At 33.5% G+C, this 23,460-nt stretch carries 21 protein-coding genes; 8 read left to right on the forward strand and 13 right to left on the reverse strand.

The annotated features are described in order from the left end of the window. Positions 1-262: 262 nt before the first annotated feature. The 4 genes from AAYQ05_RS19260 to AAYQ05_RS19275 all read right to left on the reverse strand — a co-directional run bounded on the left by AAYQ05_RS19260 (position 263) and on the right by AAYQ05_RS19275 (position 2,714). Positions 263-823, reverse strand: a complete 561-nt coding sequence (locus AAYQ05_RS19260) for a helix-turn-helix domain-containing protein (RefSeq protein WP_281633787.1) — start codon at positions 821-823, stop codon at positions 263-265. 2 nt (positions 824-825) lie between these two features. After that, the gene (locus tag AAYQ05_RS19265) at positions 826-1,356 is read right to left on the reverse strand and encodes a DUF3347 domain-containing protein (protein WP_343544953.1); all 531 of its coding nucleotides are present in this window, start codon (positions 1,354-1,356) and stop codon (positions 826-828) included. A gap of 98 nt (positions 1,357-1,454) precedes the next feature. After that, the gene (locus AAYQ05_RS19270) at positions 1,455-1,730 is read right to left on the reverse strand and encodes a hypothetical protein (RefSeq protein ID WP_343544954.1); all 276 of its coding nucleotides are present in this window, start codon (positions 1,728-1,730) and stop codon (positions 1,455-1,457) included. 150 nt (positions 1,731-1,880) lie between these two features. Continuing rightward, complete coding sequence (locus AAYQ05_RS19275; protein WP_177212555.1) at positions 1,881-2,714, reverse strand: AraC family transcriptional regulator; 834 nt, start codon at positions 2,712-2,714, stop codon at positions 1,881-1,883. A 103-nt stretch (positions 2,715-2,817) separates the two neighbouring features. Here AAYQ05_RS19275 and AAYQ05_RS19280 point away from each other — a divergent pair, with 103 nt between their 5' ends. The 4 genes from AAYQ05_RS19280 (at position 2,818) to AAYQ05_RS19295 (ending at position 11,288) form a co-directional block, all read left to right on the forward strand. Then, the gene (locus AAYQ05_RS19280) at positions 2,818-3,984 is read left to right on the forward strand and encodes an MFS transporter (protein WP_343544956.1); all 1,167 of its coding nucleotides are present in this window, start codon (positions 2,818-2,820) and stop codon (positions 3,982-3,984) included. Between the two features lie 628 nt (positions 3,985-4,612). After that, positions 4,613-7,858, forward strand: a complete 3,246-nt coding sequence (locus tag AAYQ05_RS19285; RefSeq protein ID WP_343544957.1) for a SusC/RagA family TonB-linked outer membrane protein — start codon at positions 4,613-4,615, stop codon at positions 7,856-7,858. A gap of 18 nt (positions 7,859-7,876) precedes the next feature. Beyond that, positions 7,877-9,679, forward strand: coding sequence for a RagB/SusD family nutrient uptake outer membrane protein (locus tag AAYQ05_RS19290; protein ID WP_343544958.1), 1,803 nt, complete (start codon positions 7,877-7,879; stop codon positions 9,677-9,679). A 37-nt stretch (positions 9,680-9,716) separates the two neighbouring features. Continuing rightward, positions 9,717-11,288: a DUF5123 domain-containing protein gene (locus AAYQ05_RS19295; protein ID WP_343544959.1), complete on the forward strand. Its 1,572-nt coding sequence runs from the start codon at positions 9,717-9,719 to the stop codon at positions 11,286-11,288. 115 nt (positions 11,289-11,403) lie between these two features. Here the strand turns inward: AAYQ05_RS19295 and AAYQ05_RS19300 are convergent, their stop codons facing one another. The 4 genes from AAYQ05_RS19300 to AAYQ05_RS19315 all read right to left on the reverse strand — a co-directional run bounded on the left by AAYQ05_RS19300 (position 11,404) and on the right by AAYQ05_RS19315 (position 13,755). Continuing rightward, entirely contained in the window at positions 11,404-11,976 is a 573-nt protein-coding gene (locus AAYQ05_RS19300; RefSeq protein ID WP_343544960.1) for a pentapeptide repeat-containing protein, read from the reverse strand. Between the two features lie 25 nt (positions 11,977-12,001). After that, a complete protein-coding gene (locus AAYQ05_RS19305) occupies positions 12,002-12,202 on the reverse strand; it encodes a hypothetical protein (protein WP_281633779.1) in 201 nt (66 codons plus the stop codon). A 70-nt stretch (positions 12,203-12,272) separates the two neighbouring features. Further along, positions 12,273-13,190, reverse strand: coding sequence for a helix-turn-helix domain-containing protein (locus tag AAYQ05_RS19310; RefSeq protein WP_343544961.1), 918 nt, complete (start codon positions 13,188-13,190; stop codon positions 12,273-12,275). A gap of 1 nt (position 13,191) precedes the next feature. Next, positions 13,192-13,755, reverse strand: coding sequence for a DUF6642 family protein (locus tag AAYQ05_RS19315; protein WP_281633777.1), 564 nt, complete (start codon positions 13,753-13,755; stop codon positions 13,192-13,194). Positions 13,756-13,926: 171 nt separating this feature from the next. Here AAYQ05_RS19315 and AAYQ05_RS19320 point away from each other — a divergent pair, with 171 nt between their 5' ends. The 4 genes from AAYQ05_RS19320 to AAYQ05_RS19335 all read left to right on the forward strand — a co-directional run bounded on the left by AAYQ05_RS19320 (position 13,927) and on the right by AAYQ05_RS19335 (position 17,914). Next, entirely contained in the window at positions 13,927-14,532 is a 606-nt protein-coding gene (locus AAYQ05_RS19320; RefSeq protein ID WP_343544962.1) for a 5'-methylthioadenosine/S-adenosylhomocysteine nucleosidase family protein, read from the forward strand. 316 nt (positions 14,533-14,848) lie between these two features. Then, on the forward strand, positions 14,849-16,651 hold the full coding sequence (locus AAYQ05_RS19325) for a glycoside hydrolase family 2 protein (RefSeq protein ID WP_343544963.1): 1,803 nt from the start codon (positions 14,849-14,851) through the stop codon (positions 16,649-16,651). A gap of 100 nt (positions 16,652-16,751) precedes the next feature. Then, positions 16,752-17,381, forward strand: a complete 630-nt coding sequence (locus AAYQ05_RS19330) for an MgtC/SapB family protein (protein WP_343544964.1) — start codon at positions 16,752-16,754, stop codon at positions 17,379-17,381. 11 nt (positions 17,382-17,392) lie between these two features. After that, the gene (locus tag AAYQ05_RS19335) at positions 17,393-17,914 is read left to right on the forward strand and encodes a GNAT family N-acetyltransferase (RefSeq protein WP_343544965.1); all 522 of its coding nucleotides are present in this window, start codon (positions 17,393-17,395) and stop codon (positions 17,912-17,914) included. Positions 17,915-17,974: 60 nt separating this feature from the next. Here AAYQ05_RS19335 and AAYQ05_RS19340 read toward each other — a convergent pair whose 3' ends face one another. The 5 genes from AAYQ05_RS19340 to AAYQ05_RS19360 form a co-directional block, all read right to left on the reverse strand. Further along, positions 17,975-18,817: a DUF4249 domain-containing protein gene (locus AAYQ05_RS19340; RefSeq protein ID WP_343544966.1), complete on the reverse strand. Its 843-nt coding sequence runs from the start codon at positions 18,815-18,817 to the stop codon at positions 17,975-17,977. A 4-nt stretch (positions 18,818-18,821) separates the two neighbouring features. After that, on the reverse strand, positions 18,822-21,440 hold the full coding sequence (locus AAYQ05_RS19345; protein ID WP_343544967.1) for a TonB-dependent receptor: 2,619 nt from the start codon (positions 21,438-21,440) through the stop codon (positions 18,822-18,824). Positions 21,441-21,539: 99 nt separating this feature from the next. After that, complete coding sequence (locus AAYQ05_RS19350; protein WP_343544969.1) at positions 21,540-22,382, reverse strand: FecR family protein; 843 nt, start codon at positions 22,380-22,382, stop codon at positions 21,540-21,542. A gap of 13 nt (positions 22,383-22,395) precedes the next feature. Further along, positions 22,396-22,605 carry a hypothetical protein gene (locus AAYQ05_RS19355; protein ID WP_177212225.1) on the reverse strand — a complete coding sequence of 70 codons (210 nt, stop codon included), beginning with the start codon at positions 22,603-22,605 and terminating at the stop codon, positions 22,396-22,398. Between the two features lie 46 nt (positions 22,606-22,651). After that, positions 22,652-23,173, reverse strand: a complete 522-nt coding sequence (locus AAYQ05_RS19360) for an RNA polymerase sigma factor (protein WP_343544970.1) — start codon at positions 23,171-23,173, stop codon at positions 22,652-22,654. Between the last annotated feature and the right edge of the window lie 287 nt (positions 23,174-23,460).

The raw sequence follows: 23,460 nt of genomic DNA on the forward strand, positions 1-23,460 counted from the left end.
GTCTGAGTTCGGTTTGTAGAATTTTGGGAATGATTTGTAAGATTTACAAAATGCTGTTTTTTTAACCGCAAAGGGCACAATGATTTTTGAAATGCTGGGTTTTATAAAAAGCACAAGGTTCGCAAAGCTTTGCGAACTATAAAAAGTTAGCCACAGATTAAAAAGATTAACACAGATTTTTAAAAATCCTCCCTTTAATCTGTGGCTAAAAAACTTTGCTCCCGATAGCTATCGGGATTGTGTGCTTTGCGGTTAAAAAAAGCTACAAATTCTCGATCTGAATACGCTTATTATCTTTCAATTGTTTAAATGAAGTAGGAGTGTAGCCAGTAATTTTTTTGAATTGATTGCTCAAATGCGCTACATTACTGTAATTAAGAATATCAGCAATTTCGCTTAATGAAAGCTCATTGTAAATCAATAATTCTTTTACTTTTTCGATTTTCTGATTGATAAAATACTTTTCGATTGTTGTGTTTTCGATTTCAGAAAATAAGTTGCTTAATGAATTATAATCTTGATTTAAGTTTTCTGCGAGATATTCTGATAGGTTGATTTTTAAATCATTGTTTTTATGATGAACCAAATCTACAATCAGGTTTTTTATTCTTTCGACTGTTTTCGTTTTTTTATCATCGAGTAGATCAAAACCCAAAGATTGCAGGTTTTCTAATAAAATTTCTTTTTGCAAATCGTTGATTTCTTCCTGTAGTTCAACTTCTCCTAATTCTACAGAAATAGGTTGAAGTCCAAGTTTTTCGAACTCAGACTTCACCACCATTTTGCATCGGCTGCACACCATATTTTTGATGTAAAGCTTCATATTTATTTGATCGTTTCTACCACATTTCCGCAAGTCAGCATCGAAGAACCATAATAAGGATTCTTAACTGCTTTTTCTTTGCTTAACCAATCTGCATCTGCCATTGGGCAATATTGTTTATAGATTGGCTGTTCTGGACTTGAAACTTTTATTAAATCGTAAGTGCTTTTAGACAATGATTTAAAAGTTTCGCGTTGTTTTTTAAGATCTGTTGTAGTTGAAATACTTTTGGCATCTGCAGTTAATTTTTTTACCACTTTCATCCAAACGGTATGTTCGTTGCTTTTTAATTTGTCCATTTTTACGGCAGTAATAGCAGTCAATAAAGTTGCAGCTTTTGCCGAAGTTAATTTGCTATCACTTTTAATAAGTGCATCTTTTACCGAAAAATAGGCATCGTAAACAGATTGCAACTGACTTGCATCTGCAATTTCTGTTGTTCCTGATTCAGCTCTTAATGTATTTGCCTGAATATTATTTGCACTAAAAAATACTGTTAGTACAGTTGCTAAAGCTATAATTGATTTTTTCATTGTATGTATTATTTGATTAAAGGATTTTAAATTTCCTTTAAAGTTAATTAAAAATTCGTTTAAATAAGACCCAATATGGGCTGTCAACAATTCAATAATTATATTTTAGGCTTAAGCCAGATAGAAGTGAATCCTGTAGAAATATCAGATTTGTTATAAGAGGAAATGGTGTTTTTTAAAGAAAAATTGAATACATCGTTTTGTAGATCAAAATTATTTGAATCTAAAATAACAAATTGTAGCATAGAGGTATTACAGCTAGAATGACGGCATTTACCATCGCAATCTTGTTTTTCTTTTTTAGAAGTCTTCTTTTCACAGCACTTTTTAGAGCAAATGTCAGTTTCTTTCGAAATTTCTTTATGATGTCCCATGTTACATGCGTAATTAACGTTAGGATTCAGAAAGAAACTCAGCGTTAGGAAAAGCATTATTATGTGGACTTTTTTGGTCAAAGAAATTGTTTTATGAATACAAATTTAGTTAAAAATATTCGCAGAAATTATTTTTTAAGATTTCGATAACTAGAGTTTTTTAAAATCGGTTGGTTTCATGTTTCTGCGTTTTTTGAAATAATTGGTCAAATGACTTTCGTCTGTAAAACCAAACTCGTAGGCAATTTGCTTAATGGGCAATTGATTATTGTGAAATCTCTTTTCGATTAAAGTCATTCTTAAATTATGAATGTATTCGCGATAACTAATGCTGAAAGTTCTTTTAAAATAAGCACTAAAATAGGTTTGAGCAATATTGAAATGTTCTGCAATTACTTTTATCTGAACCAGTTTTGGCTGATAAATATTCTGATGTATGTAATTTGCAATTTGTTCATTATCCAAATGTTTTGATGTCATCTGCAAATTCATGCATCGTATAGTTTCTTTGATAAGCCCAAAAATGGAAAGAATCTGATAGAATACAATTGGAGAATTAGTAACATCAATATACTCTCCGTATTTTGTAATGTTCTCGACAGTATTTTTTAGGATAGTTTTGCAAGGTTCATCAAATTTTAAAACCGTTTCTTTTAAAATTTTATCGCGCATAAAACTTTCAGGTGTATGAATCAAGAATTCGTCACACGTTAAGTTTTGTTTTGAATTAAAATAATTATCGGTGAATTTTATAAAAATAAAACGAGTACTTTTTTTAATGTCGAAATAATGTTCGTCATCAGGAGAGATTACAAATAGATCGCCTGCTTTATAATGAAGAAGATTATTATTTATGTGATGAATGCCGCTTCCTTTTTTGATATAGATGATTTCGTAATAGGTATGGGTATGTGGCGGAAGATGGAATTTTTCTTCCTCAAATTCATCCAGAACAAGCGTTTTAAACTGATTTAATTTAGGCATAACTTAATTATACAATTTTATGTCGCAAATATACAATTTTTAATTCGCTTAATGGTCTTAATTTTGCCTCGTAGAAATCTATTCCTTTCTACATTAAATCAAAATGAAAAAAAGTCTTATTGCACTCTCTTTAGGAGGGTTAACTATTGGAATTACAGAATTTGTAATGATGGGATTACTCCCAGATATTGCTGCAGATATGAAAGTTTCAATTCCTGTTGCTGGATATTTAATTTCATCTTATGCACTTGGAGTTGTTATTGGAGCACCTTTATTAGTAATCGCAGGAAGAAATTATGCGCCAAAAAAAATGCTTTTGATTTTAGCTTTAATGTTGGCCGTTTTTAATGCTTTATCAATTATCGCACCTAGTTATAATATTTTATTTGCTTCTCGATTTCTTTCAGGTTTACCGCATGGAGCTTTCTTTGGAGTGGGAGCGGTAGTCGCAAGTCGTTTGGCAGACAAAGGGAAAGAAGCGCAGGCAATTTCTATAATGTTTGCTGGTTTGACTATTGCTAATTTAATTGGTGTGCCAATTGGGACTTATATCGGGCACCACTTTATTTGGCGTTATACTTTTGTATTAATTGCTATTGTAGGTCTGTTGACATTTTTAGCTATTTATTTATGGATGCCAAATCTAGAGAAAGGGGAAAGCGTGAATATGAAAACGCAACTTCAGTTTTTTAAGAAAACAGAAGCCTGGTTAATCATCGGAATTACAGCAATTGGTTTCGGAGGTTTATTTGCTTGGATTAGTTATATCGCGCCTCTTTTGATTAATGTTTCTAAATTTTCGCCAGAAGACGTTTCTTCTATCTTGATTCTGGCTGGGTTAGGAATGGTTGTTGGTAATTTCGTTGGAGGTAAATTGGCAGATCGTTTTTCGCCAGCACCAACAACTTTGGCTTTATTGCTTGTTATGTCTACAGATTTGATTTTGGTTTATTTCTTCTCATTCAATCAATATGTTTCTTTATTTCTAACTTTCTTAACTGGTGCCATTTCGTTCTCGGTTATTGCGCCAATTCAAATGTTGATGATTAGAACTGCAAAAGGAGCGGAGATGATCGCTTCGGCATCTCTTCAAGGAAGTTTTAACATTGGAAATGCCTTAGGGGCTTTTTTAGGCGGATTGCCTTTAGCAGCGGGATTCAGCTATTCTTCTCCTAATCTTATCGGAGTTGTAATGTCGGTTATCGGAATGATCATTACCTTTATATTGATGAGGTTACATCAAAAGCAAGTTCAGGTACAGCCTATATAATTCTAAAAATATTCAATTTTCTAAGCCCTTAACTTTTGTTTAAGGGCTTTTTTTGTACTTGTAAAGACATAAACTTATAGTCAAAATTACTTTTTCCCTCATTTTGTCGACTTTATTTATAGGTAAAATCATTGTAAATTTTAAAATATAAATGAAATCAAGATAAATTTTTTAGCATGATTTTAACTTTTTAAGTGTAAAAATAACACCTAATAATTTCGTAATAGTTATTGATGTAATCGATTGTTTTTTTTATAAAAATCGAATCAAATGCACGAATAATAAAAATATATTTAATATTTTATCTTAAGATAAATTAGATATGTTATAGAAAAAGTCGCTATATTTTTTAATATGTAATTTTTTTTATGAAATTTTTATGAAATTTTATTTTTCGTTTTAAAAAAATATCTATGTTTGTGTAATCGATTACAACTTTGTTTTTAATCTTCGAAATCGATTAAGTTATATGATGGAAAACAGAGCAAGAATAAAGCTTTGGGGGAGAGGTAAATAAATTACTGTTAAATAAAAACCACAAATATTAACTATAAAATGAATTGAAAGTAACCACAAAAAACCACTTAAACCAAAAAGAAAAAACTTTTAATAACTTAAACAATCAACCATGAACTTTAAAGAACTATTAAACAAAGGAGCAAATTTTTGCTTTAAACTTGTTTTCTTACTGTGCTTATTGATCGGTAGTCAAGTACACGCTCAGGGCACAACGATAGAGGGAACCGTGAAGGATGCCGCGGGACTTTCTCTTCCTGGGGTAAACGTCTTAGAAAAAGGAACTAAGAACGGAACTTCTACCGATTTTGACGGGCATTACAAAATAAAACTGACTAATCCGAAAGCAGTATTAAGTTTTTCATTTATAGGTTTTCAGAGCATTAATATTCCAACAGAAGGAAAGACAAAAGTAAATGCAACAATGATTGAAGATTCTAATAACTTGAATGAAGTTGTTGTAATCGGATATGGGACCGCTAAGAAATCTGATTTAACAGGTGCTGTGTCAACTATTTCAGGTGCTGATTTAAAAAAGGTGCCGGTAGCAAATGTTGCTGAAGCTTTAACAGGTCGTATAGCGGGTGTGCAGGTGACTACTGCAGAAGGTTCTCCAGATGCAGATATTAAAATTAGAGTTCGTGGAGGTGGTTCACTTACTCAGGATGCTTCGCCTTTAATTATTGTGGATGGATTTCCAATCAATAATATGAATGACATTTCTTCATCTGATATTGAGACAATGACTGTTTTAAAAGATGCCGCTTCAACTGCAATCTACGGATCACGTGGTGCAAATGGGGTAATTCTTATTACAACAAAAAGCGGAAAAGATGGGAAAATGGCAGTAAACTTCAACATGTTTTACGGTATGAAAACCATGGCGAAGAAAATTGATGTTTTATCACCAGAGGATTATACTAAATGGCAATATGAATATGCCTTATTATCTCAAGGGACTCCAAAAGTAGCTTCTGATCCAGATTCATATACTAAGTATTTTGGAAATTGGCAAGATCATGATATGTACAAAGGTGTGAAAGGGGATGATTGGCAAGAGCAGATTTTTGGACGTACAGGTGAGGTTCAAAGCCGTGATTTAGGAATTAGAGGAGGAACGGATAAGCTTAATTATAATTTTAATTATGCTCATTTTGATGAAAAAGCGATTATGGTAGGTTCAAACTATAAAAGAAACAACTTAGCATTGGCTTTAAAAAGTAAATTAAATGACAAGATTGACGTTGGTTTTACTATACGTTATTCAGATACAGAGATTGATGGTGGAGGTGTAAACGAACAAAATGAGAAATCTTCATCAGATTCACGTATGCGTACTATTGTGGGTTATGCTCCAATTCCAGTTGCAGGTTTAACTACTGAAGATGTTAATGGAGATGGAACAGATATGTTAATTAATCCTTTTACATCTATTTCGGATAACGATCGTCAGCAGTTTCGTAAAAACTTTAATATGTTGGGAAGTTTTGGATGGGAAATTGTTGATAATTTAAAATTGAAAGTAGATTTAGGTCTGGACAATTTCAACAACCAAGATTATCGTTTTTACGGACTAACTACTTATTACGTAGCAAACTCACCACTGGCTACATTACAGAATATGCCAGCAATGATTATGTCAGATGCTAAGGAGAAACGTTTTAGAAATGCTAATACGCTTACTTACGATTTTAAAAAATGGATGGGTGATGATCATCATTTGAATGCTCTTGTTGGGGAAGAAAACATTACATATAGTTCAAATACTGTAACAAGCACTATTCATGGCTATCCAACGTTTTTTAATTTTGATCAAGCCAAAAAATTAACTACGCAAGGAACTCCTCAATCTGTTGATAATTATTACAGCCCAGATGATAAATTATTATCATTTTTTGGACGTGCGAACTATGACTACAAAAACCGTTACTTACTTTCAGCGACATTTCGTGCCGACGGATCTAGTAAATTTTTAGCAGAGAATCGTTGGGGCTATTTTCCAGCTTTTGCAGCAGGATGGAAAATGTCAGAAGAAAATTGGTTAAAAAATAAATCTTGGTTAAGCCTTTTAAAGTTAAGAGCAAGTTATGGTGAAGCAGGAAATAATAATATACCTGTTGGTCAGCAAATTCAAATTTTTCAATCTACAGCAACATCATGGATCAATGGCGTTACTAGCGTTTGGGCACCTTCTAAAACAATGCCTAATCCTGATTTGAAATGGGAAACAACTGTAACTCAGAATTTTGGTTTAGATTTCGCATTTTTCAAAAATCGTCTAAGTGGTAATTTTGATATCTATAAAAATATTACTAGCGACTTATTAATTAATTTCCCAGTTGCAGGATCTGGATATGATTTCCAATATCGTAACATGGGAGAAACTCAAAATAAAGGTTTCGAAGCTACGATAAATGTTGTTGCAATTGAAAAAGCTAAATACGGATTGAATTTTTCATTCAATATGGCAGTAAACAAAAACCGTATCAATTCATTAGGTATGATGAGCGACTTTGGACAAGGTACAGGATGGGCTTCTTCACAAATTGGAGATGATTATCTTATAGCAGTTGGCGGTTCATTAGGTAGTATGTATGGTTATAAAAATGATGGAAGATATGAAGTTTCTGACTTTGATTATGTTGGAGGGAAATATGTTTTAAAAAGCGGAGTAATTAATACTTCAACTTCTTTAGTTGGTGATGGAAATAGTCTTAGACCTGGAGATATGAAATTAAAAGATATCAACGGAGATGGTAAAGTAGATATTAACGATAAGACAGTTATTGGTAATGTTAATCCTAAAAGTTCTGGAGGTTTCGTTATCAACGGTAATGCTTATGGATTTGATTTAATGGCCGCTTTCAATTGGAGTATTGGTAATGATGTTTATAATGCAGATAAAATTGAGTTTTCGACAGCTACTGCATCAGGAGAATATAAAAACTTAAATTCTACAATGGCTGATGGAAAAAGATGGACAAACTTGGATCCTACTACGGGCCAATTAGTAACAGATAATCCGCAAGCTTTAGCAGCACTTAATGCTAATACAACAATGTGGTCTCCATATATGAGATCTGCCATCTTTACTGATTGGGCAGTTGAAGATGCATCCTTCTTAAGATTGAATACCCTAACATTAGGATATACAATGCCTGAGATGTTTACTTCTAAACTTGCAATTTCTAAATTGAGATTTTATTTGACAGCAAGTAATGTTTTTGTTTGGACTAACTATTCTGGTTCTGATCCAGAGGTTTCAACAAAAAGAAAAACTCCACTTACTCCTGGAGTTGATTCGAGTCCATATCCAAGAAGCAGACAAATGATTTTTGGAATGAATCTTAATTTCTAATTTAAAAGACAACACAAAATGAAACATAAAATAATAATAGCGGGATTGATTATTTCGGGTCTATTTAGTTCTTGCCAGCAATTTGAAGATGACTATTTAGAAGCGCCTGCACAATCAACATTAGATGCTTCTATAATTTTCTCTACTGCGGGACTTGCAAAAGGAGCTATTGACGGAATAAAAGTGCCATTTGCTGAAACGAACTCTTATCGAGGAAGATTTTTACCTTATTACGGATTAAATACAGATGTAGAATGGTATAATACTTCGCAAACAGCGGGAGATAAATCAGATTTGTGCGTGTATGATGCGAAGCCAAGTAATACAGAAATGAATACTACCAATAATGCTTATGCTATGATGTATTCAGGAATTGAGCGTGCAAATGTTTGTATTCAGGGATTACGTCAATATGGGAATCCTATGCCAGGAACAGAATTAGGGCAGTTATTAGGAGAAGCTTTAACACTAAGAGCCATTTATTATGCTGATTTGCTTAAGTCTTGGGGTGATGTTCCTGCTCGTTTTGAACCTATTAGTAGTGCTACTTTATATTTGCCTAAATCAAACAGAGATATTATCTACAAACAATTAATTGCAGATTTAGGAGAAGCTTCAACATTAGTTGCTTGGCCTAACGAAACTTCTTACACAAGTACAGTAGAACACGTAAATAAAGCTTTTGTAAAAGCATTTAGAGCACGTTTGGCTTTGGCAGCAAGTGGTTACCAGCAATATCCTGACGGCGTGAGAAGAAGTAATGATCCAGAACTTTCGGTAGCTTCTATGTATGCTTTGGCATTGAGAGAATCTCGTGAAGTAATTCAAAGCGGTTCTGCTCGCTTGGAATCTACTTTTGAGGGATTATGGAGAAAATACAATGAAGAAAATACTGCTGCAGGAGGAGAATCTCTTTGGGAACTTCCTTTTTCTGATGGACGTGGTAGAATGTTATTCACTTTTGCTGTAAAACACACAGCTGCTGCTGATCAATTTCAGGCTAATGGAGCTAACCGTGGAGGTGTAGCAGGACCATTACCATTTGTTTTCTATGACTATGATCAATCTGATGCTCGTAGAAATGTTACTTGTGTGCCTTACAAATATGGTGCAGCAGTTAATGGTATTGCAAAACAAGAGTTAGGTTCTTTAGATACATGGTATTTTGGTAAATACCGTTACGAATGGATGAAACGTTATGTAACTTCTACAAATGATGATGGAGTTAATAAAATGTATATGCGTTATGCCGAGGTGCTTTTAATTGCTGCTGAAACAGCAAACGAATTGGAAGGCCCAAGTGCAGCTATGCCTTATTTGAAAGAAGTTCGAAGAAGATCATTTTCTTCAGCAGATCAAGCGGCTAAAGTTGAAACTTATGTTAATGCTTTAACTAGTAAAGAAGCAATGTTTAATGCTCTTGTTGATGAGAATAAATATGAGTTTACAGGAGAGATGGAACGTAAGCAAGCGCTTATCCGTTGGAATTTGCTAAAAGCAAACTTAGATAAAGCAAAACAAAAAATGGCAGAATTATCTACTCGTACAGGACAATATGCAGATGTGCCAGCTACTTTGTATTATAAATATCAATCGGATAATGTAAGTTTAGATGTATATGGACTTAATCGTGGAGAAACTACAAATCCAGGAATATTGTATTCTTCTACTCCTTGGACATGGACAGGTACAGCTGCTGACACTAAAATAGCCTCTTTGTATAAAGTAGGGGTTAATCCTGATAATAGACAATTCTGGCCAATATGGCAAGTGTTTCTTGATGCAAGTAATGGTCAGTTAAAAAATGATTACGGTTATTAACATTTTTCAAAAAACTAATAATAAATTATAAGTTATTATGATGAAAACAATAAATATATTTAAAGGATTAATAACCGTATTACTTCTTTCTGTAGCTGTTTCTGGCTGTGAAAGTTATAATGAAGCGTTATTAGACGATATAGGAAATACAAGAGAATTTTCTCCAATTGGACTTAAAGCGACAATTAGAAATAAAACTATTGTCGAACTAGATTGGACGGTTAAAAAAGGTGAAAATGCAGATCATTTTGTAGTAGAATTTAGTGCCGATGACCCTAGTTTCACTACAATTTATAAAACTATTAATGTAGCACCAAAAGAACTTCCTATACAAGTGCCTCTAGAAGGAGAGACAGTTTATTCTATTAGAGTAAAATCTGTTACTTCGGGACTACAAGATTCAAAATGGTCAGTTATAACTGCCACGACATTATCAGAACAAATAATGTTTCCTGTTCAAGATGCAGATATTGAAGCAACTCAAGTTACATTAAGATGGGTTCCAAATAGCGCTGTGACACAAATTACCGCTATGCCTGGAAATATCGTGCATACTATCACAGCTGCTGAAAAAACAGCTGGAGTAGCTACTTTAACAGGCTTAACACCTGAAACCGCTTATACAGCAATTTTATACAACGGTACGAAGAAAAGAGGTGATGCAACATTTACAACAGGAATAGATATTGGAACTGGAATATTAGTTAAATTAGGAGATGATGTGCTTCAAAAAATTACTAACGCACCTTCTGGATCTGTTTTAGTTTTCATGCCAGGCGATTATACAGCTCAAACAGGGACAATAGCAGTAAATAAAACATTGACATTAAGAGGTTTGAGACCAGGTGATAAACCAAAACTTAAGTTCAATTTCACTCTAGCCAACAACCCTAATAATGCAAGCGAAGTAGTTAATTTCTCTTTAGTTGATATCGATTTAAGTGGAGCAGGAACGACTGGTGGCGCGATTGCAATTAGTTCGCCAGCTACAACACAATTAGGTGATGTATTAATAAGCGGCAGTTATGTTCATGATTTCCCATCTCAATTAATGTATGGAAATGCATCTGCAAAACTAAAATCGTTCACCGTAGATAATAGTATTATTAAAAATGTAAATACTGCTTCTGGTGCTGATTTTATCGATTTCAGAACTGCTTATGTAGCAAATGTATCTTTAACAAAAAGTACATTTGACAATTGTTCATCTCGTGATTTCATACGTTTAGACGCAGCAGCAGGGCTAACAGGAACAGGATTAACAAGTAACGTGTTAATTGATGGATGTACAATTTATGCTCCAACACTTCCAGCTGCTAGTAGAATCTTGTATGTACGCTTTGTTACAAATGCTTTAATAGTGCGTAATACGATATTAAATGTTGGATCAGCAGTTTATACAAATACTACAGCAACAGCCGTTCCGACGTTCTCAAATAATAATAATTTCAATTCGCCTAATTTACAGTCTACAGCAAGTAACAATAGACCAGATGCTTCTGCAACTGTATTAGATCCTCAATTTACAAGTGCGTCAACGGGTGATTTTACTATTAAGAATCAAACATTAATTGATAGAAAAGTAGGAGATCCACGTTGGATAAAATAAAAATCGTGGTTGATTAAATAGAGAAAAGCGGGATACAATTTACTTTGTAATCCCGCTTTTTTAGATTTCAGTCACACTTTTCAGCAACTGAAAACTGTGACTGAAATCTAAAAAATCATTCAATAGATAAATCAAATTTTTCTAACAAACCTGCAAGCGCTGTGTGCGAAACCTTTGTTCCTTTAATCTTATTTTCTGACGGATCAAAAGCATAGTTTCTAGAACTTCTAAAATCTGTTTTTTCTAAAATGCTTTCCACGAAAGTGGCGCCAGAAAGATCACAGTTTTTAAAAATGGCCAGCGATAAATCAGTATTAGAAAAGTCAGTTTCTTTTAGAGAACACTCGGTAAAGTTGGTTTTCTTTAGCTTCTTGTAAATAAAAGTAGAATAGTCTAGAACGCAATCTTCAAAATTCATCGAAAATAAAAAGCTATTGCAGGCACTAAAGTCAAGTCCCATTAATTTACAACCAATAAATTTGATGTTTTTCAATCCCGTATTTCGCAAAGTTGTCAACGAAAGATTGCAGCTTTTAAATGTGCAATCTAGAAAGTCGTTATGGCTCAAATCACTTTTAGAAAAGTTACAGTTATTGAATTCGCAGTTTACAAATTCGGTATTGGCTAAACTTTGATCCGAATAATCAATCGTTTCAAAAGTTCGGTTTTGGTATAATTTTGATTCCATATAAATTTAAAAAGGCATGTAAGGTTTATTCTAATTCGATACAATCGAATACAGGATTATTTTCAAGTAAGGCTGCAACATTCAATTCGCTGTCAACTCTCAGAATGTTGTCGCAATCTTCTAGATCAAAATTCCACAAAGAATCGGGTAATAATTCATTTAGAAGCGCAGAAGCCGATTCAAATTTGGCCTCGCTATCAACGGAAGTTTTAAAAACATAAATCATAATTTGCATTTTTGAGGTAGCAAATTTCTGAAAAACGTCTACATATTTGTTAGGATTCTCTAATCAATAATTAGGACTTATCAATCATTTTTCGATAACGAATAGGAGAAATTCCTTCTGTTTTTTTAAAGAAACGACTAAAGTAAGATTGATCTTCAAAGCCTACTTGCGTTGCGATTTCACCTACAGAAAGTGTGGTTTGAAACAATAAATATTTAGCTTCAAGCAATATGTTTTCGTCAATCCATTTAACAGCAGATTTTCCTGTTATGGTCTTAACACATTTATTCAGATGGTTTGGAGTAACATTTAGTAGAGATGAATAATAATTAACCTGATGCTGTGTTTTTATATGATCATGAATCAGCTCTTTGAATTTTGCTGTAATAGCTTCAGCAGCCGAAATATTTTTCACAGTTTTTACAGCATTTTTATTCATCTCATAAAACAAAGTAATGAGATAGGATTGTACAATATTCAAATCTGCAATTGTGGTTTCTGAATATTCCTTTTTCAATCGTTCCAGAATATTGGTTATGGCGCCAACATCTTCAGTTGCTAGTTTTATTTTTGGATCTCCAGAAATTTTCAGAAAATCAAAATCGTTAAGAAGTTCGCGACTGCCGTACTTTCGAATCAAAATATCAGGATGAAATTGGCAGATAAATCCTTTATGAATATTGTTAACATTATCAAGCGAAAAAATCTGACCAGCCGGAACCATAATAATTTCGTTATCAGTCGTGACATATTCTTGATAGCCCAATTTCATTACATGCTGACCAGAAGAAATAAAAATCAAAGTATGGCAAGAATGTTTAGAAGGAGGAACAGGATGTTGCATCTGCATCATTTCTTCGATTTCGAGACAGAAAAAATGATCCGAATTCGATTTGAAAAGTAAGTGAATAGGATTGTCTTCTCCCAGAAACTTTTCTCGAAATCCTTTTGGATTATAGGTTTTTATTTTCTCTGCCTGCTTTTTCATTTTAATAATATAATCTAAAATCAAGCAGTTTGCATAGATTGTAATGTTTGGCATAAAGATCTTCAACGACTTCAATTAAGTTGTCGTTTTCCTGATACAAACTAAAAAAAGCTTTGTCGATGGTACTGCAACTCGCAATTTTATTATACGTAGAACCATAGCCAGAAATAGCTCTTGCTCCAGTAATATCCAAGAAATATTGTGCTTCTTCTTCGTTTAAATCTAAAACTTTAAGATTGGCAAAGTGAATAATTTTGCCTTTCATTTTTCCTTCAAATAATTCGGCAATTTCTTCGATGCTGTAGTAATAATCGTGAAGACAGATGTTGTTTTCCTGACCTGGCATTGCCAAATAAATAATCTCATAATCTTTGAAATTATGATCTTCGTAAAGTAAAATATTCAAACTCTCTTCTAAACCTTCGATCGTGTCGCAGGTTTTATGGATGCTTGAAATGCCTTGGTCAATAGCCAGCTCTTCCAGACATTTTACCACATTGGTCGGGGTATGATCGTCTATATCTTTAACGCCTTCAAGGCAGAAAATAAATTTTTCATTATCCATGCAGTTATTCTTTCTGGTTTTAAACTTTTTTACTGGTTTTAGCAAATGTATTTTTTAAATCATAAAATCCAATAGAGAAAACAGACTTTAACGTCTTTTTTTGATTTTAAGTTTAGGTTACAGCAACGTAAATTTTAAAGCGTATTTTTGTAAACCGAAAATAAATTACACATGATACAAATTAACCAAACGGCATCATTTGCTGTTGAAGATATATTATTCTGCTTTGCGCTTGAGTCTGAAGCTGCGGAAGTTTTTAGAGGTCAAAATGTCTTATTTACAGGAATAGGAAAAGTAAATGCTGCTTACGAATTGACAAAAGCGATTCAAAAGAAAAAGCCGTCCGTAATTATTAATTTGGGTTCGGCAGGAAGCGGCTGTTTTCAAAAAGGAGATGTCATCTGCTGTACCAAATTTGTTCAAAGAGATATGGACGTTCGTGGTTTGGGTTTTGCTTTATACGAAACGCCACTCTCGGGTTTACCGCCAGTTTTAGAATATGGTTTATTAATGGACAATCTTCAAGAAGGAATCTGCGGAACTGGAGATAATTTCGAAATGGGACATTGCTCAGATGCATACAATGTTGTTGATATGGAAGCTTACGCTCTAGCGATGATTGCCATGAAGGAAAATATTCCTTTCTTAAGCTTAAAATATATTTCTGACGGAGCCGATGATAATGCCGCCGAAGACTGGACGGTTCAAGTTCATAAAGCCGCAATTGCTTATGGTAAAATTTTAGGTTTGATAAAAGAATCAGAAGCCATTTCTTAATTGCAGTGGCTTTTGTCTTTTTAGGAAGTTGCTCCAGCGGAGCAAAATATTTGTAGCATAATTTAAATCTTCAGATTCAAAAAGCTCCAGCGGAGCGACACATTAATTTTTATTGAGACATATAGTTTTTATGAAAATACAACCCACAAATAGCAACAATACTCATTCTAACCTAAAACTGATAAGTATTTGATGGGTTATTTTGGTTAATCAAAGGACAGTAGTTTAACTCTGCATTAGAGAAACTTTTTAACTTTATGGTTTTCATTTTTTGATGAAAAACGAATTAACTATTGAAACCAAAATGATTTTTATTATGAAGAAAATTGCAATGCTCTGTTGTGCTTTTTTGCTGATGGGAAAAGCTGTGGCGCAGGAAATCCCGTTAGTGTCTAATATTTCAGCTCGAAACAATATTACTTTAAACGGAAAATGGAGATATATTGTAGATCCTCTCGAAAACGGATATTTTAATTACCGTTTAGAGCCTTTTAAGGACAACGGATTTTTCGAAAACAAAAAATGGAACACCACAGAACTTAGCGAATATAATTTTGCGACCTCATCAGTAATGGATATTCCGTCTGATTGGAATTCGAAAGATGAAAGATTGTTTTTTTACGAAGGAACTGTTTGGTTTCAGAAAGACTTTAATTATAAAAAAGACTCCAAAACCAAAGGAATTCTTCACTTCGGGGCAGTCAATTACGATGCGAAAGTTTATGTGAACGGAAAATTGGCAGGAACACACATTGGCGGTTATACGCCTTTCAATTTTGATGTAACCAATTTATTAGTTGAAGGAAACAATTTCGTAGTAGTAAAAGTGGATAACAAACGCCATAAAGACAACGTTCCAACGGTAAATATGGATTGGTGGAATTACGGCGGAATCACAAGAGATGTAACTCTGGCTCAAGTTCCGAATACGTATATTGAAGATTATTTGGTTCAATTGGATAAAAAAGAAAAAGGCAAAATTTCGGGCTGGATAAAACTAAACAGCGAATCGGCAAATCAAACAGTTTCAGTTTCCATTCCAGAATTGAAAATTAAAAAAAGTGTTACAACAGATGCTAAAGGAATGGCCTCTTTTGAAGTCAAAGCCAATCCTGTTTTATGGACACCTGAAAAACCAAAATTGTACGATGTTGCCATTTCTAAAGAAGATGAAAATATCAATGATAAAATTGGTTTTAGAACTATTGAAACTAAAGGCAAAGAAATTCTCTTAAACGGAAAAAAAGTCTTTTTACGCGGAATCAGTATTCATGAAGAAGCGCCTTTTAGATCTGGAAGAGCGTGGTCTGAAGAAGATGCAATTACATTATTGACTTGGGCAAAAGAATTAGGCTGTAATTATGTTCGATTGGCGCATTATCCGCATAACGAAAACATGGTTAAACAAGCCGAAAAAATGGGGTTGATGATTTGGTCTGAAGTTCCGGTGTATTGGACAATCTCGTGGACAAATCCGGATACGTATGCCAATGCCGAACGTCAGCTGCACGATATGATTTACAGAGATAAAAATCGGTGCGGAATCGTAATTTGGTCAATTGCCAATGAAACGCCTCATGGCGCTGATCGGGATGTTTTTTTAAGCAAATTAGCAAAATACGCAAGTACGCAAGATAATTCTCGTTTGATTAGTATGGCGATGGAAGTTACTTCGAGTTCCAATAATATCAATACGCTTCATGATAATATGAACGAATATGTTGATATTGTAAGTTTTAACCAATATTTGGGCTGGTACAGAGGAACTAATGAATCTTGTAAAGACATGCAATGGGTAATTCCGTACAACAAGCCTGTTATCATAAGTGAATTTGGTGGCGAAGCGTTACAAGGTTTACATGGCGACAAAAAAGAACGCTGGAATGAAGAATATCAGGAAGAATTGTATATTCAGAACACACAGATGTTTAATAGAATTGAAGGCCTCGCTGGAGTTTCACCTTGGATTCTCGTTGACTTTAGATCTCCAAGAAGACAGCTTGCAGATATTCAGGATTTCTTTAATCGTAAAGGTTTAATATCGAATAACGGAATAAAAAAGAAAGCTTTTTATGTAATGAAAGATTGGTACAAACAAAAAGAGGAAGAATATAAATAAGATAAAGTTAGATAAAGTGAAAAACCTTCAAAGTCGTTTTGATTTTGAAGGTTTTTTTGTGTTTTTTATGTAATTTTATTTGAAAAAATAGAAGACTTTAATGGATCTAGAAATTATCATAAGATTGCTTTTAGCAGCATTTTGGGGCGCTTTAATTGGTGCCGAAAGAGAATACAGAGGAAAAGCCGCTGGACTTCGAACTACAATAATGATTTCTGTTGGAGCTTGTTTCTTTACCTTAATGTCCCAATGGATCGGAGGAGAGGGAAATCCAGACCGTATAGCTTCTAATATTGTTACTGGTTTAGGATTTCTTTGTGCGGGAGTAATATTTAGATCAGACAACCATGTTTCGGGTATTACAACGGCAGCGACAATATGGTCGGTTGCGGCGGTTAGTATGGGAGTAGGAGCGGGTTATTATTTTGCTTCGGCTTGCGCGGCACTTATGATTCTTATAATTCTAACGATGCTAACTTTTCTTCAAGATAAAATTGATCTAATCAACGAACATAAAACGCTTCGAATAACCTTCAAGCGGTCAGATGCTGGTCATGCAAGATGTAAAGAGCTTTTTTCGACTTATGGTATAAAAGCTAAATTGCTGGTGCAGCATCGTACTGTAGATCATATTATTTTAGAGTGGCAGATACATGGTTCTAAACATGCTATAGAATCTTTGTATGCTTCGCTTTTGCAAGATCCAATTTTTGAGGAATTAGTTTTATAAAAATAAGAATAATGAATTTTAATTTACAACCCGTATTAGAGAATGATCTTTGTATTCTATCTCCTTTAGAAGAAAAGGATTTTGATGCATTATATAAAGTAGCTTCCGATCCTAAAATTTGGGAACAGCATCCGAACAAAGACCGATGGAAAAAAGAAGTCTTTGAAAACTTTTTTGAAGGAGCCATGAAAAGTAAAGGCGCTTTTAAAATTATAAATAAAGAAAACGGAGAAGTTATAGGAAGTACACGTTTTTACGATTTTAATCAAGAAGACGATAGTATTTTTATCGGCTATACTTTTTATGCTGTTTCATGTTGGGGAAAAGGCGTGAATCAAAGCGTAAAAAAGACCATGTTGGATTATCTTTTTGAGCATGTTTCGAAAGTGAAATTTCATATTGGTTCAGAAAATATCCGTTCTCAAATTGCAATTTCAAGAATAGGAGCCAAAAAAGTGGCCGAAGAAGAAGTAGCTTATTTTGGAGAAAAGCCAAAGTTGAATTTTGTGTATCAAATAAATAAAGAAGACTAGAAAAGACAAAAGCCTTAAACATTTCGTTTAAGGCTTTTGTCTTTTTATAAAATAGATTTTTTATTTCACCAAATAATCAATTTGATCTGCTTCGCAAAGTCTGAAATAGCCAAACGCAAAATTATTAGCATCTGAAGTATTTACAATATTCCCTCTAATATTTCCCGGCGGAACAGAAAAAGGATTTGAATTGGATGCTTCTAAAATTAATTTCCAATAATTGAAGAAGTTTTTAGAAACACCTCTGTGTGTAATTTTTACTGTATTTCCGGGTAACATTTTGTCTTCATGAGAATATCTTGTACTGATTTCGTTTCCGTTATAAAATTCATCATTTGTGATTTCATATTCCGGATAAATCAAAAATGAAGCTTGATAATCGGTTACATAATAATTGACCTGATCTGCAGGATCGTTGTAATAAAAAGTCAGTTCGATTATATCTTTTCCGTCAAAATCAGGAACAATTTTCTGTTCCACTTTATTAATTGGAGTTACAGAAGTCAGTTTTTCAACCGCGGTAAAACTTTGCCCTTCAGCAGTAATAAACAATTTATAATCGGCATCAATTACTGGAACAAAATTGGTGCATTTGTAAACTCCCGCTTCGGTTTCATTAAAAGTAAAAACATCTCCGTTGCTGTTCTCTATTCTTACTTGTGCACCCGAAACTTTTGGAGTAGAGCCACTATAATAAGGAGCCGTTTTACTAATTTTTATGGTTTGTTCCTTTCCGTCAGTTCCCTTTTTCCAGATAATTTCGGCATCGACAACCAATTTGGTTTCTCCTGTTTCTAGATCCAGATTGACCACATCTTCGCATGACGCAAAAGAAAAAACAAAAAGAAGACTCATTAATGCTAGCACTCTGTTCATTATCGTATATTTTTTTAATTTATTCATAGCATTAAAATTTAAAATTATAAGAAACCCCAGGAACAATTCCGAAAATCGAAAGTCTTCTGGTTTCATTTGCTCCAGTATCTTCATTGGTTGTAAAACTCATAGAAGCGGCATTTTTTCTATTGTAAATATTGTAAAGACTAAATACCCAATAGCTTTGCCATCCTTTCTTTTTATCTGGTTTTGGCGTGTAAGTTGCTGCAACATCTAAGTGATGGAAAAGCGGTAATCTATTTTCGTTTCTCAAAGAATAATTTGGAACGTGAATACCTCCCATTTCGTAATATCCATTGGCATACGTTACAGGCTGACCCGATTGTAAAGTGAAATTTCCATTAAAAGACCATTTCGGATTTAGTTCATAACTTCCTACAATGCTTAAATTATGCAGTTTATCATAACCTGACAAATACCAGTCGCCATTTGCAATTCCTGGTTCTTCTGGAGTTCTTCCAGGTGTTTTTTGTTCTGCTCTAGACAAAGTATAAGAAATCCATCCTGTGAAAACGCCAGTGTTTTTTCTAAACAATAATTCCATACCATACGATCTGGCTTTTCCGTTTAGAATAACCTGCTCAATATTATTGTTAGCCAAAACATCAGCCCCGTCAATATAATCAATACGATTTTGTACATTTTTATAAAATAACTCGGTTTCTAAAGAGTAATCTCCGTCTTTGAAATTTCTGAAATATCCCATCGCATACTGGTCCAAAAGCTGAGGTTTTGTAAAAGGTCCGCTTGGTGTCCATATGCTCATTGGCAACGGAGACTGTGTGTTTGATAAAATATGAATGTATTGTGCCATTCGGTTGTAGCTCGCTTTAATCGAATTTTCGTCATTAAAAGCATAAGAAAGAGCAGCTCTAGGTTCAAAATTATTGAACTTGCTGATGGTTTTTCCTTTTCCGTATGAGATGCTTCCGTTTGGTGTTCCTTCTTCATAAATTTTATATAAGGGATTGTATACTACAGCCTGACCATTCTCGTAAGTGCTGATGGTTTCGTCGCCTAAACGATAAAACATACTGTAGCGAAGTCCATAACGAAAAGTAAGTTTCTCAGTAATCTGGTTTTCAAAATCAACAAAAGCAGAAGCTTCTAATGCATATTTTTTATCGAGTTGCATATAATTAAACTGAGAATCTGGAGAAGTCGGTTTTACAACTCCAGGATTGAAATTGTAATACAAACCATCAACACCATAATTGATTTTGAATTTCTCAGACTGCTGGAAATTCCAATTATACTTCAAACCGTAACTTGCAATGTTGCTGTCCCATTTAAAACTTTCGATCGGAATTTCTAAATTAAATCTATAATCACTGTAGAAAGTAGATAGATTGCTGTTCAAACGATCAGAAAACTTATGTTTCCAGCTTAAGATTCCCATTGTGCTTCCGTAAGTACTGGCAAAACGATCATTGATATCGAATATATCATTTCCAAAATAACCAGAAAAAGACAGCGAGTTCTTGGCATTGAAACGATAATTTAATTTAGCATTCAAATCATAAAACATGGCTGAGTTATTATTGTCAGCCAGTTTCATGAACAAATGCGCGTACGAAGCACGTCCAGAAAGAATAAACGAACCTTTTTCTTTTTCTAAAGGACCTTGAACCAGTAACCGGCTAGAGATTAAACCAATTCCTCCGTTTACTTTATATTCTTCAAAATCTCCCGTTTGTTGGGTAACATCTAGAACAGAAGAAACACGTCCTCCAAACTTTGATGGAATCCCTCCTTTATATAAATCTAAACCATTAACAATATCGGCATTAAAAATAGAAAAGAAACCAAACATGTGCGAATCTGCGTAAACAGGAGCGCCATCTAAAAGAATCAAATTCTGATCTGCAGCACCACCGCGGACATTAAATCCCGAGGAAGCTTCTCCAGCATTGGTAACTCCTGGCAAAGTTAAAATTGATTTTAACGGATCAGGTTCGCCCATTGCAACAGGAATTTTTTTGATTTCCTGCATCGAAAGCTTATTAACACTCATTTGAGTATTTTTAATATCGACTGCCTTATTATTCATGATAATAACTTCTCCCAATTGCTGGCTGTCAGAATCAATGTTGAAATTGACTTTGGTATCATCGGAAACAGAAACACGTTTTTCCTCATTTTTAAATCCAACATAACTAACCTGAACACTATAACTTCCGTTTGGTACATCAATGCTATATTTTCCGTCGGGATCTGTAACAACACCAATCTCTAATTCTTTTATGTAAATGTTGGCACCAATAACAGGTTGCCTTTCATCGTCATAAACGTGACCGGTTAGCTTACTTTTTTTTTTGGCAGGTTTTTGAACTTGAGATTTCTGCTTTACAAAAATATTGCTGCCAACGATCGTAAATTGTACAGATGAAGTTTGATTTAATTCCGCAATAAGCTTGTTAACTTCGGTATTCTTAAAAGTGCTTTTTTTATTAAAATACTTTTTATTAGTATCAATCTGATCTGTAAAAGCAAATTTAAAGTCGGTTTGACTTTCAATTTGTTTGAAGAATTCTTTTAAAGTTACATTTTGATCTACAGTTACTGTGACGCTCTGAGCAGACATTCCTAAACTGAATAAAAAAAAGCACGCTGAAATTATATGCTTCATGAAATTTTGTATTTTTGAATATTATTAAACGGATTAACCTCGTGTTATCCTGAAAATTAGGAGGATGTGTAGTTTCGCGGCTTACATCCTTTCTTGTTTTTATTGAAAAGTGATCTGTTTTAAATCTTCATTTATTTCAAAGTTTAGGTTATACATTTCTGATAATAATTGTACAATTGTTTTTAAATCTTCTTTTTTATTGATTCGAATCGTGATTTTCTGATTCATATTTTCTTTAGGAAGAATCACCTTGTAACCATAGTTTTCTTCAATATAAAGACTTACTGCAGAAAGGTTTTCGTTGTCAAAATCTACAAATCGGCTAAATTCTGTTACTGAAGCAATTTGGTTTCCATAAGTAAATTTTTCACCTGGTTTCAAGATCCATTTTTGATCTTTGCCTTTCACATTCATTTGAACACTTCCTTCAAAAAGTTCAACAGTTACTTCTCTGTTTTCAGATTCTTTAACTGTAAATGAAGTTCCTAAAACAGTAGTTGTTGTTTCGTTGCAGAAAACTTGAAAAGGATGCTGTTTGTCTTTTTTTACCTTAAAATAAGCTTGACCTACAATTTCTATTTTTCTGTTTGAAGCGAAATTTTGCCCGAAAGAAATTTTAGATTTCGGACTTAACTCAACTTTCGAGCTATCTGGTAAAACAATAAACTTTATTGCTGAGGTAGTATTTTCAATTACGTTTTCGGCAAGAACTATGTTTTCGGCAGTAGGTTCTTGGTTAAAATAAATTCCAGTTCCAATAAGAACAAAAAGCAAAACCGAAGCCGCTGCATAAATACGCCAAGGCTTAAATTTTCTTTTCTTCTCTGAAAATGTTTTAGCATGAAATTGTTCCCACGAAGCTTCTTTTTCATTATCTGAATGTGCTGCAGGTTTTTCATTCCATAACTTTTCAAATTCCTCATCAAATTTTTCTTGATTCATTTTTTTTTAGCTATTAAATGATTTGACACTGAAATCCGTGTTTATTAAAAACACGATAAACCATTTCTTTAATGTCGCGGTTGGTTTCGATTTTCAAGATATTTTCCTGTCCCTGACGATCAAAATTTATAATACAGTCAGAAATAACAAACTGCAAAAGAGCTACAAGTAAACTTGCGTCTTTTTTTGTTCTAACATTAGTTTTATACGCTTCAATGTGCATTTTTAGTTCTTGTTTTTAAGTATAACAAACGAGAACTAAAAAGTTCCTAATGGTTTTCTATTTTTTTTCGAATAAATTTACTGGCGAGATAAATATGATTGGCAATGGTCTTCTCAGAAAGATCCGTTATTTCTGCAATCTCCTTATAGCTAAGGTTTTCCAGTTTGTGTAAAGTGAATATTTTTTGCTGCTGTTCTGGTAGCTGACTAATGAAATTTTGGAGTTTTTCTTGTCTTTCTTCAAAAATTCCCAAATCTGTTTCTTCCTCGGGCACGTCAACTTGAGCAGGATTAAGCTGTATTATTTTACGCTCTCTGTTAATGTGATTAATAATGATGTTTTTGCAGATAACAAATATCTGTTTGTCGAACAGCACTTCTTCGTTAAGTAATTCTCTTTTATTATATAATCTTATAAAAGTCTCTTGAACAAAATCTTCGGGGGTAAATACAGAAGAATTAAATCGTTTGGCAATATTTATAAGTTTATCGTAATAGTTGAAGTAGACTTCTTTGAAAGCTGCTTCATTACCTTTTTTTAAACTTAAAATAAATTTCTTATTGTCCATAACGAAAATATCGTGACTAGATTCCTAGTTCTAAACTCATTGGAGTCAATATTATTGTATTCAGAATTTGAGTAAACTCAAGTGAGAATGTAATAAGTTACAAAGAACCGTAATTTAATTTTAGATTTGACGCTGTTCTTAGAAAATGTTACACTTAATGTAGTATTTTTTTTAATTCTAGAGCGAAGATCATTCAAATGTCATTTTTATGAAATGGAGAATGATTTTCTTCCTTTTAAATGTTTTCTTTTAAAGTAAAATTAAACCAATAATTCCTACATTTACCC

It is taken from the genome of Flavobacterium movens (genome assembly GCF_039581425.1).
Classification (GTDB): Bacteria; Bacteroidota; Bacteroidia; order Flavobacteriales; family Flavobacteriaceae; genus Flavobacterium; species Flavobacterium luteolum.